Genomic DNA, 9,679 nt, shown 5'->3' on the forward strand with positions numbered 1-9,679 from the left:
CCCAAGTTCTGCTTAATTGGATAACTGCCGCGGTCCTACGCGGTCCGTGGTAACGAATATCACCCCGGGCAGACGCCAAGTTTGGCTACCCTCGCTTGTTCTACACGGGTGCGAAGTCGGTACTATGGAGGAGTTGTGGTCCTTTTCTCTCTCGTGGCGTCGCACGCTGAAATAGATCTCGAGACAGTTGCCCGCCTGAGCGCCGGCGCCTCCGAGGTCCCGCTTTCCGTGCTCGGACGCCAACAGGAAATACTTGGCGCGGTGGCGCTGGCAACCTGTAACCGCTACGAGATCTATGCGGAAGCAAGGACGGAGGACGACGTCGATGCGGCACGCGCCGCCGTCATCTCGCGGATCAGCGAGAGCAGCGGACTGAGCGAACATACTGTTTCCCGGGCCTTTGAAACCCGCAGCGGACCAGCCGTCAGCCGGCACCTTTTTGCCGTCAGCGCGGGACTCGATTCCGCCGTCGTCGGCGAACGCGAAATTGCCGGCCAGGTCAGGCGCGCTCTGACCGGCGCGCAGCAGGATTCCACCGCGAGCCCGGCCCTGGTGCGGCTGTTCCAGGCCGCGTCCAAGACGGCCAAAGATGTTGGCGCGCGGACCGCACTTGGCAGCAGGGGCCTATCCATCGTTTCCGTCGCGCTGGATCTTGCCGCCGAACTGCGCGGCGGCCCGGCGGGTACCGGCGCGGAATTCTCCGGCTCCCGGGTGGTCATTTTTGGAACCGGCGCCTATGCCGGCGCCACGATGGCGCAGTTGACGGGGCGCGGCTGCAGTGACATCTCGGTCTTCTCCGCATCCGGCCGGGCGCAGACCTTCGTCGCGACCCGGGGTGGTACTGCGCTGAGCTCCGCAAGCCTGGAAGGCGCCGTCGCGGCTGCAGACATCCTGATCGGTTGCAGCGGATCCGAACATCGGGTCCAGGCCGCCGACATTGTCCGCGTCCGCAGCGAATCGGAGCAGCCGCTGGTCATTCTCGACCTGGCATTGACCCGTGATTTTGATCCCGCTGTTGCCGAGCTGGAGGGTGTGGAACTGCTGACGCTCGAATCCGTTCGGCTGGCCGCGCCTTCGGAGCAGGCGGAGTCGATGAGTCAGGCCGCGGACATCGTGGCCAAAGCGGCCGACAGTTTTGAAGAGCAGCAGAAGGTGCGCTCGGTAGATGGCGCCATCGTAGCCTTGCGCCGGCACACGATGGGCGTGCTCGACACCGAAATTGCGCGGGTGCGTGCCCAACACGGGTGCACGGCCGCAGCGGAGGAGGTCGAATTCGCGATGCGTCGAATGGTCAAGTCCCTGCTGCATATCCCTACTGTCAGGGCGCGCGAGCTCGCGGTGGCCGGCGAGCAGGACAGCTATCTCGCTGGCCTCGAAGCTTTGTACGGCATCACGGTCCAGGAGCCGGCGGCCTCTGCACCGGCACAATGCCCCGTTGATCCTGCCGCCGACACCGCCTGAACCGACGCTAGCCGGCTGCTGCCGGCAGCACGGCGCCCACGGCGGCCCAGCCCGATCCTGCAATCACCGCACCCATCAGCAGCAACCAGATAACGGACGGTATCCCGGTCCGCCGGTAGAGCAGGTACGCGTCCGAGGACGCCAGCTGGTCCCGGCGCGAGGCGTGGACTGCAATCACCGTGAACCAAGCCAGCGTGGCACCCACTATCAGCGCCGTGCCCAGCACCAGAAGCACGTAGCCCTGGACCTGCCCACCCGCCAGATACAGCAGCCCCACCGCCACCGAGGCACAGAACAGCACCGACACTGCGCCGAAGAAGTTTCGAACAAAGAGCAGCGACAGCAGTATGAGGGCTCCTCCGATCAACAGCGCTGCGCCTTGCCAGCCGTTGCGGGCGGAGAGCACCATGGCGGCCCCTACCACCGCAGGGGCCGGATAACCCCAGAACCCGGACCACACCGCGGGCCACCGACCACGGGCCAGGCTGTGCGTTGTCCCGGATTGGTCCGGCCGAATACGGATACCAGTCAGCCGCTGTCCAGTGAGCAAAGCGGCGAATGCGTGCCCTAGTTCGTGGACCACTGTGACGTAAATACCGAACTGCCGCCACAAAACGCCGGGCACTGCCAGCACCACGGCGGCAGCCAGGATCAGAATCAAAATCGGAGTCGATGGGTCCACCGGGAGACCCCGGGCCGTGGCGCGGATAAGAGTCCCAGTCCACCCGTTGTCCATCGAAGGCGGCACCTAGGCGAAGGCGTTGATGCCGGTGAGCTCCGCGGAGAGATCCCAAAGTTGAGCCGCCGCGTTCCGGTCCACTGCGTGCGCATCCACTCCGGCCATCCGGGCAGTAGGTGAGGCGGTGTCCGTTGGTTCGGCGATGTCGCAGTCTTCGCAATAGACCCCGCCCATCCCGCCCAGCGCCGGTGCCGTGGCGGCCCACACGGAAGTAGCGGCGCCCTGGGCCGGGGACTTAAACCGTGGATCGATGTTGCCCTGGTCATCTATCCATCCCGCAGCTATCATCTCGGCAACCGGCAGGTGCCGCTGCAGCTCGGTCATGATGCCGCCGGGATGCACCGCGAAGGCCCGCACACCGCGGGCGCGTCCCAGCTGGTCCAGCTGTACGGCAAAGAGGCTGTCCGCCGTCTTCGCCTGACCGTAAGCCTGCCACTTGTCGTAGCCCGTGCTGAACTGTGGATCATCGAACCGGATACCGGAAAGTTTGTGTCCGGTGGACGAGAGTGCGACGACGCGTGCTCCGTCTCCGGCGCTCAAAGCCGGCCACAGCAGGTTTGTCAGGGCATAGTGCCCCAGATGGTTAGTGGCGAACTGAGACTCCCACCCGGGACCAACACGGGCCTCAGGACTGGCCATAATCGCCGCATTGTTGATCAGGATATCCAGGGCGTGCCCGGAGTCGAGGAAGCGTGCGCTGAAATCCTTAATGCTCTGCTGATCGGCCAGATCCAGGGCATCGACGCTCACTGAATTCGCCGGAAGGCCGGCGGCCTCAAGGACCTCCCGTGCACGTTCAGGCCGTCGTGCCGGTACCAGCACCGAAGCACCGGCCGTAGCCAGCGCCTTGGTCGTTTCCAGCCCGAGCCCCGAATAACCGCCCGTCACCATGGCCACGGTTCCCGTCAGGTCTACCCCCTGCAGGACGTCGGCTGCGGTGGACGCGGCACAGAAGCCCGAGTTGATCTTATGCTGGGCGGTAAATTCGTCTGCGAGGTTGTCCATATCGTCTTCCTGTCGGGTTTGGTTCTGCTGGCGTGGTGTCAGTAGATGGGTTTGTCGGGTTCCACCTCACGCACCCACGTCAGAATGCCGCCGTCCAGATGAACGACGTCGGCATAACCGGCAGCTCGTAGACTCGCCAGCGCCTGGGCCGAGCGCGCGCCGGACTTACAGTGCAGCACCAACGGCACATCCCGCGGAATCCCGGAGAGCGCGGTTCCGGTCTGAATCCCGCCCAATGGCACCAGAACGGAGCCAGGAATCCGGACAATCCCGAACTCGCCGGGCTCGCGGACGTCGATGAGCTCAAAGCTGTCTGCACCGCGCTCCCGGGCGGCCAGCCGGGCGGCCAGCACGGTCGCGGAAATCGTATCCGCGGCACTATCCACAGCGGTGGCCTCGGCATCCGGCGCCGGCACACCGCAGAAATCGGCGTAGTCAAGCAGCTGCGTCACCGGCGAGCCTTCGGGATCCTTGGAGATGCCGATCTCCCGCCAGCTGGAACCAAGCGCGTCAAAAATCAGCAGCCGACCCAACAAGGTCCGGCCGGTTCCGGTAATCAGCTTTACCGCTTCGATCACCATCATCGAGCCCACAGCGGCACAGAGCATGCCAAACACACCGCCTTCCGCGCAGGAAGGCACGGTTCCTGCGGCCGGCGGTTCGGGGTACAAGTCCCGATAACTGGGACCAAATTTCTCCCAAAACACGCTGACCTGACCGTCAAAACGCAAAATTGAACCCCAGACGTAGGGCTTTCCCTGCAGCGCCGCAGCATCGTTGACCAGATACCGGGTGGCAAAGTTATCCGCGCCGTCCAGAATCAGGTCATAATCGGCAAAAACGTCCAGCGCGTTGGAGGAATCCAGCCGCACGGAATGCAGCACCACTGACACCAGCGGGTTCAGCGCGGCAATTGAATCCCGGGCGGAATCGAGTTTGCTCCGTCCCACGTCCGTCACCGAATGAATCACCTGCCGCTGTAGATTACTCAAGTCCACGTCGTCGTCGTCCACGATGCCAATGGTTCCGACTCCGGCGGCGGCCAGGTACAGCAGGGCCGGTGAGCCCAGCCCACCCGCTCCGATGACCAGCACCCGCGCATTTTTCAGCCGACGCTGGCCTTCGGTGCCAATTTCGGGGATGATCAAGTGCCGCGAGTAGCGTTCAATCTCCGCCCGGGTCAGCTCCGGCCCGGGATCAACCAACGGCGGCAGGGTTGAAAACCCGTGGTCATGCTGCGCGGTACCAGCCCGCAATGATGGCGCCATAGCCTTAATCTATGCCCGGGAGGTGTATCCAGTCATATTACCGGCCGGTAAAGTGATGGTTACGCTCCGGTGGGGCGTGCAATACGAAAGGCGCCACGGCATGACCCAGGAATCCCGAACTCCTCAAGTGCCGGCCCGGCCGCGGCTGCCCCGGCTCCCCCGCGATGAACGCCGCGCCCAACTTTTGGCCGCGGCCCAGGAAGTTTTTGTCGCCAACGGCTACCACGGCACCGCAATGGATGAAATTGCCGAAACCGCACGGGTCAGCAAGCCGGTGCTGTACCAGCATTTTCCAAGCAAACGCGAGTTGTATCTGGCGCTGTTGGACGCGCACCTGGCCGAGCTCACCGGCCGCCTCATCGCTGCCTTGGGTTCGACGACGGATAATAAGCTTCGCGTTCAGGCCACAATGCGGGCCTACTTTGAGTTCATCGCCAAGGATGACCAGGCGTATCGGCTGGTCTTCGAATCCGATTTGGTCAACGACTCCGAGGTCGCTGCCCGGCTGGAGGCCTTCAACGCCGCTTACGCCGATGCAATTGCCAGCGTCATTTCCGAGGACACCAAGCTCCCGCATATTGAAGCGACCCTGCTGGGACGCGCGCTGGCAGGAATGGCGCAGGTCAGCGCCCGCTATTGGCTCGAGACGGACGGGAATCTGGACTTGGATGTGGCCAGTGAGCTGATCTACCGTTTAGCTTGGCGCGGAATCAGCCGGTTCCCCAAGGAACCCTGAGCCATACGCCCTAGACTGATCCCTAGCCAGTTAGTACCAGCTGAACCCGGTGGGTTTGGTTCAATTCATTGCTACGCCAATATGGCGGCATATTAAGGAGACACCGCGGTGGAAATCAAAATCGGAATTCAGAACGTCGGACGTGAAATCGTGCTGGAATCCGCGCAGACCACCGATGAGGTCGCTGCCAACGTGAGCGAAGCCATCGCCAAGGGCGCCGAGCTGCGCCTCACGGACGACAAAGGCCGGGTCGTCCTGGTCCCGGCCAATGTGCTGGGCTACGTGGAAATCGGCGCCGAGGAATCACGCCGCGTCGGCTTCGGCGCTCTCTAACCCGGCCGCCCGAACAGGAAGACCGTCCAATGGTTGATCTGGTGATTATTGCGCTGATGTCCGGCACGGTAGGCGCGATCGTCTGGGGAATCGACAAAAAACGTCATCACGCGTACGGCGAGCTGCTGCCGGCCGGCATTGCGGTACTGACCGCCCTATTGACCTGGATCATTACGGTCTCGGCAGGGCTGAGCTATCAGCCGGGCCTGACGTGGGTCCCGTGGATCGCTTCGATGATTGCAGCAATAGTGTTCTCGGTCGCCGCTTCGCTGCTGCTGGGGCGCAGCCGGATCGAACGGGACACCGCCCGTTTGACGGCCATCCTCCGCAGCCACTAGCCCGCTCCTGCAGCGGGCCCGCTACAGGTCCGGCCGGCCCTCCATCTCTGAGGACGCCAGCGCGTGCACACGTCTGGGAATTCGACCCGCCTGCGCCGCCAGCCTCCCGCCGATCACTGCATGTTTAAAGGCTTCCGCCATCCGCACCGGATCCTGTGCCCGGGTAACCGCCGACGCCAGCAGGACGGCATCGCAGCCCAGCTCCATTGCCAGCGCGGCGTCGGAGGCCGTTCCGATGCCCGCGTCGAGAATCACCGGGATGCAGGCGCGGGCGACAATCAACTCGATGTTATGCGGATTCAGGATGCCCAATCCCGTACCGATCGGTGCCCCCAGCGGCATGACCGCTGCAGCTCCGAGACCTTCCAGCCGCTGCGCCAGCACAGGATCATCGTTGGTATACGCGAAAACCTTGAACCCCCTGCCTACTAATTGTTCGGTGGCGTCAACGAGTTCGACGGCGTCGGGCAGCAAGGTGTGTTCGTCGGCTATGACTTCCAGCTTCACCCAGTCCGTTTCCAGTGCCTCCCGGGCAAGTTCCGCCGTCATCACAGCTTCCCGTGCCGTGAAACACCCGGCGGTGTTGGGAAGCACGCGGATCTGCTGCTGCAGCAGCAGATCAAACACAGAGGTGCCCGCCGGGGCCACCGGATTGTGGCGCCGCATGGCCACGGTGGTCAGCTCGGTGCCGGAGGCCAGCAACGCTGCACCAAGTCCGTTCAGACTGGGGGCTCCCCCGGTTCCCATGATCAGCCGGGAGCCCAGTGCAACGCCGTCTATGACCAGGGAATCCGGGTCCGGCGCAGGCATCGATGGGCCGGCACTACTCATGGTTTTCAGTGTCGTATTCATTACTTCATTTTTCCTTCGCATTTTATGGCGTCCGTGACGCTGCGTTCCGGACCGGATCTATTGTCGGCCAACCGAAAGAAAGCCGCGCAAATACCGCTATCCTCCTTGGACGGCCGTCACGATTTCCACCTCGTCGTTATCCACCAGTTCGGTATCAGACCACTTGCTCCGCGGCACAATGGCTGCGTTCAGGGCAACAGCAACCCCCAGCCGCCCGCCGTCGCACGCTTGCCCTGCAGCATCGATGGCCCTGCCAGTCAGCAAGGTCACCAGGGCAGCCACACGTTGACCGGCCGGAGCTTGGTGCTGCTGGCCGTTGAGCCGGATCTCCATCATTTTTTCTCCTTGTCCGAAAACCTGCCGGGCCTAAAACCCGTCCAGTCCAGTGCGGTGATACCGTCCAGCAGTTGACGGCAGATCTGTGCCGCGACGGGTGTGAGGAGTACTCCGTGCCGGAAGAAACCGGTGGCGATAATGAGCCCCGCAACGTCCCCGTTAACTCCGGCAACCCGACCCAGCAGCGGCGCATTATCCGGCGTTCCGGGCCGGGCCCGGGTGGTCGTCTCCAGCAGCTCCAGCTCGGCAACTGCCGGCACCAAGGTCTGGGCATCCCGCAAGAGCGAATACACGCCGCCGGCGGAGACTCGCCCCGGGCTTCCGCTGCCCGGGCCTGAGCCGCAGTGACCTCCGGGATCGTCTTCGCGCTGGGTTGCCCCAATCACCACCGTCCCGTCGTTGCGCGGGACGATGTAAACCGGCACTCCCCGGACCAGCCCACGTACCGTGGCAGTGAGTAACGGACGTAAATGCTCCGGGACGCGGAGCCGGAGAATATCGCCGTACACGGGGCGCAATGGCAAATTCAGACCCGTCGGAAGCCCTGCCAGCCCTGACGCGCCGAGCCCATTAGCCACCACAACCTCCCCCGCGGTCACCGTTCGTCCGTCCTCGAGCTGCACCCCGTTCACTGGAGAGTATGGATCAGCTGGGTCAGCGTGCAGCAATCCGGTCGCCATCCGGCGGATCGACGTCTGCTCTTCCCTCAGCCGGCCGGCCGCTCCGGCTACAATATTCAGCTGGACCCGGAGCGCCGTCGCCACCGCCCTTGGATCCACCTGGTGGTCCTGCGCAATTCTGTACGCGCAGGAAAGCTGCGGACCCAGCAGCCGTTCCTCGGCCCGGGCCGCACGGATAGTCAGCGGCTCCACGTCCAGGCCGTGCGAAAGTTGTACCTGGCGCAGATCCGCCAATGCCCGCCTGTCGCCGGCATCGGCACCCACCACCAGCGTTGCCGTCGTCCGAAATCCGGTATCCACATGACCGGCAGCAACCAGTGGTGCCACAAAATCCGGCCACAGTGCGGCCGAGGCAAGAGTCAGCCCCAGCAGCTCCTCTTCCTGATAGTGCAGCTCGCTGACCGGGGCCAGCATCCCGGCCGCCGCAAAGGTCGCTCCCGTGGCGGGAACGGGATCAATGACCGTAACGGAGCGGCCTGACTGCTGCACCTCCCAGGCGATACCCAGCCCAACAATCCCACCGCCAATGACGGCGACGTCCGTTTCGATGCACTGTTCTTCGGTGCGGCGATCTTCGCCGCGGCGATCGGTGTTTAGCCGTTCGGTGTTTAGCCGTTGCGTGTCCACTCGCGTTCTTTCCTTCCCTACGCCGGCATGATCCGGATCAGGTTCAGCCCGCTGGGGACAAGCCCAGCGGAACAATTCGGTCGGCACACAGCGCAATGCCAGGTGCCCTCTCAGCCGGCTTCTCCGGCTCCCGCGGTACTGAACTAGTCTATGAGACATGACAGGTTTTTATTCCAGTCCCCTCGCCGCGCCGGATCCAGCCGCTGTCACGCGGCCCTCCGTCACCGACGCGAGGCTGTATTTGTGCACCAATGCCCGCGCCGAACAGGGAGATTTTGCAGATTTTGTGCGGGCAGCCTACGCCGGCGGTGTGGACATCATCCAGCTCCGGGATAAGGCCCTGCAGGCGGCCGAGGAGCTGGAACTGCTGGCGGTATTAAGCGAGGTGGCTGCCGAACACGGCAAGCTCTGGGCCGTTAATGACCGGGCGGACATCGCTGCATTATCCGGGGCACCGGTCTTTCACATCGGTCAGCAGGATCTGCCGGTGGCTGCGGCCAGGACACTGCTGCCGGCCGGCACGGCGGTGGGCCTGTCCAGTCACACGCAGGAGCAAGTTCGCGCCGCTGCCGGTGCGGGCACGACTGACCGATCCGGCAACGGCGGCGCGCAGGCCCGCGCGGAAGCCGGCGGCGCCCAAGCCCCTGCGGAAGCCGGCGGCGCGGTGGACTATTTTTGCGTCGGCCCGGTCTGGGCCACGCCCACCAAACCCGGCCGCGCCGCCGTCGGCTTGGAACTGCTGCGGTACGCCGCTTCGCTGCACACCCGGGTCCCCTGGTTCGCCATTGGCGGCATCGACCTGGCCAACATCGAACAGGTCGTCGCTGCCGGTGCCCAGCGAGTCGTCGTCGTACGGGCAATTACCGAGGCATCGGACCCCACGTCCGCCGCGCAGGCTCTGCGCGCGGCTCTCGGTCAGGGGACCTCCGCCGGTAGCGACGGCGTTACTGCCGGCGCAGCCGATCAAACGGGACTGGGCGGTCAGGGTGTAACTGCGTAGCGTTGCATAAGCCAGTCCAGGTTGTTCTGCAGTCCGGCGCGCCAGGCCTGCCAGGTGTGCGCACCGGGCAGGATCTGCAGGGTGACGTTCAGTCCTGCGGCTTTCGCCGCGGCGTAGACCTGTTCGCCCTGGGGTTTGTAGAAGCTGTCGGCGGCGCCCACAGTGATGATGCCCGCCGTGGCGGGAAAGTGGCCGGTTTTGAACACGTCCAGGGGATTTTGCCGGGCGAAGGCGGCGGCGTCGCCGTGGAAGTAGCTGTTGAGCAGTGCTTGGTGGCCGGCGGGGATGGTGGGCATGTTTTCCC

The 9,679-nt window shown here is 64.3% G+C and carries 11 protein-coding genes and 1 pseudogene; 5 read left to right on the top strand and 7 right to left on the bottom strand.

Annotation, left to right across the window (positions count from 1 at the left end; genetic code table 11):
• The first annotated feature begins 135 nt into the window (after positions 1–135).
• Positions 136–1,461 (top strand): glutamyl-tRNA reductase, encoded by a 1,326-nt coding sequence (locus IV500_RS08930; protein WP_196396444.1) that lies wholly within the window; start codon positions 136–138, stop codon positions 1,459–1,461.
• A gap of 7 nt (positions 1,462–1,468) precedes the next feature.
• Here IV500_RS08930 and IV500_RS08935 read toward each other — a convergent pair whose 3' ends face one another.
• From IV500_RS08935 to moeB, 3 genes are read right to left on the bottom strand one after another with little or no spacing between them, the layout of a single operon-like run.
• Positions 1,469–2,197 (bottom strand): M50 family metallopeptidase, encoded by a 729-nt coding sequence (locus IV500_RS08935; RefSeq protein WP_196396445.1) that lies wholly within the window; start codon positions 2,195–2,197, stop codon positions 1,469–1,471.
• Positions 2,198–2,209: 12 nt separating this feature from the next.
• Positions 2,210–3,205, bottom strand: coding sequence for an SDR family NAD(P)-dependent oxidoreductase (locus IV500_RS08940; protein WP_196396446.1), 996 nt, complete (start codon positions 3,203–3,205; stop codon positions 2,210–2,212).
• Positions 3,206–3,243: 38 nt separating this feature from the next.
• Positions 3,244–4,473, bottom strand: coding sequence for a molybdopterin-synthase adenylyltransferase MoeB (moeB, locus tag IV500_RS08945; RefSeq protein ID WP_196396447.1), 1,230 nt, complete (start codon positions 4,471–4,473; stop codon positions 3,244–3,246).
• A gap of 100 nt (positions 4,474–4,573) precedes the next feature.
• Between moeB and IV500_RS08950 the strand changes: the two genes are divergently transcribed.
• The 3 genes from IV500_RS08950 (at position 4,574) to IV500_RS08960 (ending at position 5,880) form a co-directional block, all read left to right on the top strand.
• Positions 4,574–5,209, top strand: a complete 636-nt coding sequence (locus tag IV500_RS08950) for a TetR/AcrR family transcriptional regulator (RefSeq protein WP_230854720.1) — start codon at positions 4,574–4,576, stop codon at positions 5,207–5,209.
• Positions 5,210–5,317: 108 nt separating this feature from the next.
• A complete protein-coding gene (locus IV500_RS08955) occupies positions 5,318–5,542 on the top strand; it encodes a DUF3107 domain-containing protein (protein ID WP_196396449.1) in 225 nt (74 codons plus the stop codon).
• Positions 5,543–5,571: 29 nt separating this feature from the next.
• Complete coding sequence (locus IV500_RS08960) at positions 5,572–5,880, top strand: hypothetical protein (protein ID WP_196396450.1); 309 nt, start codon at positions 5,572–5,574, stop codon at positions 5,878–5,880.
• 21 nt (positions 5,881–5,901) lie between these two features.
• On the opposite strand, the gene IV500_RS08965 is transcribed toward IV500_RS08960, so the two are convergent.
• From IV500_RS08965 to thiO, 3 genes are all read right to left on the bottom strand, one after another.
• Positions 5,902–6,732, bottom strand: coding sequence for a thiazole synthase (locus tag IV500_RS08965; protein WP_376770196.1), 831 nt, complete (start codon positions 6,730–6,732; stop codon positions 5,902–5,904).
• Between the two features lie 96 nt (positions 6,733–6,828).
• Entirely contained in the window at positions 6,829–7,068 is a 240-nt protein-coding gene (gene thiS, locus IV500_RS08970; protein WP_376770197.1) for a sulfur carrier protein ThiS, read from the bottom strand.
• Positions 7,065–8,297: a glycine oxidase ThiO gene (thiO, locus tag IV500_RS08975; protein WP_196396475.1), complete on the bottom strand. Its 1,233-nt coding sequence runs from the start codon at positions 8,295–8,297 to the stop codon at positions 7,065–7,067. Before thiO ends, thiS begins: the two co-directional genes overlap by 4 nt.
• A gap of 235 nt (positions 8,298–8,532) precedes the next feature.
• On the opposite strand from thiO, the gene IV500_RS08980 reads away from it, so the two are divergent.
• Complete coding sequence (locus tag IV500_RS08980) at positions 8,533–9,375, top strand: thiamine phosphate synthase (RefSeq protein WP_196396451.1); 843 nt, start codon at positions 8,533–8,535, stop codon at positions 9,373–9,375.
• On the opposite strand, the pseudogene IV500_RS08985 reads toward IV500_RS08980, so the two are convergent.
• A pseudogene (locus tag IV500_RS08985) lies at positions 9,357–9,679 on the bottom strand (alpha/beta hydrolase); the annotation flags it as partial. The gene IV500_RS08980 and the pseudogene IV500_RS08985 sit on opposite strands and share 19 nt — an antisense overlap.

The organism is Arthrobacter terrae (assembly GCF_015708085.1).
GTDB lineage: Bacteria > Actinomycetota > Actinomycetes > Actinomycetales > Micrococcaceae > Arthrobacter_M > Arthrobacter_M terrae.

What these genes read in the sequence shown, in the direction of transcription:
- IV500_RS08935 (WP_196396445.1), bottom strand. Translation starts at nt 2,197, where the DNA reads ATGGACAACGGGTGGACTGGGACTCTTATCCGCGCCACGGCCCGGGGT.
- IV500_RS08940 (WP_196396446.1), bottom strand. Translation starts at nt 3,205, where the DNA reads ATGGACAACCTCGCAGACGAATTTACCGCCCAGCATAAGATCAACTCG.
- moeB (WP_196396447.1), bottom strand. Translation starts at nt 4,473, where the DNA reads ATGGCGCCATCATTGCGGGCTGGTACCGCGCAGCATGACCACGGGTTT.
- IV500_RS08950 (WP_230854720.1), top strand. Translation starts at nt 4,574, where the DNA reads ATGACCCAGGAATCCCGAACTCCTCAAGTGCCGGCCCGGCCGCGGCTG.
- IV500_RS08960 (WP_196396450.1), top strand. Translation starts at nt 5,572, where the DNA reads ATGGTTGATCTGGTGATTATTGCGCTGATGTCCGGCACGGTAGGCGCG.
- IV500_RS08965 (WP_376770196.1), bottom strand. Translation starts at nt 6,732, where the DNA reads ATGAATACGACACTGAAAACCATGAGTAGTGCCGGCCCATCGATGCCT.
- thiS (WP_376770197.1), bottom strand. Translation starts at nt 7,068, where the DNA reads ATGATGGAGATCCGGCTCAACGGCCAGCAGCACCAAGCTCCGGCCGGT.
- IV500_RS08980 (WP_196396451.1), top strand. Translation starts at nt 8,533, where the DNA reads ATGACAGGTTTTTATTCCAGTCCCCTCGCCGCGCCGGATCCAGCCGCT.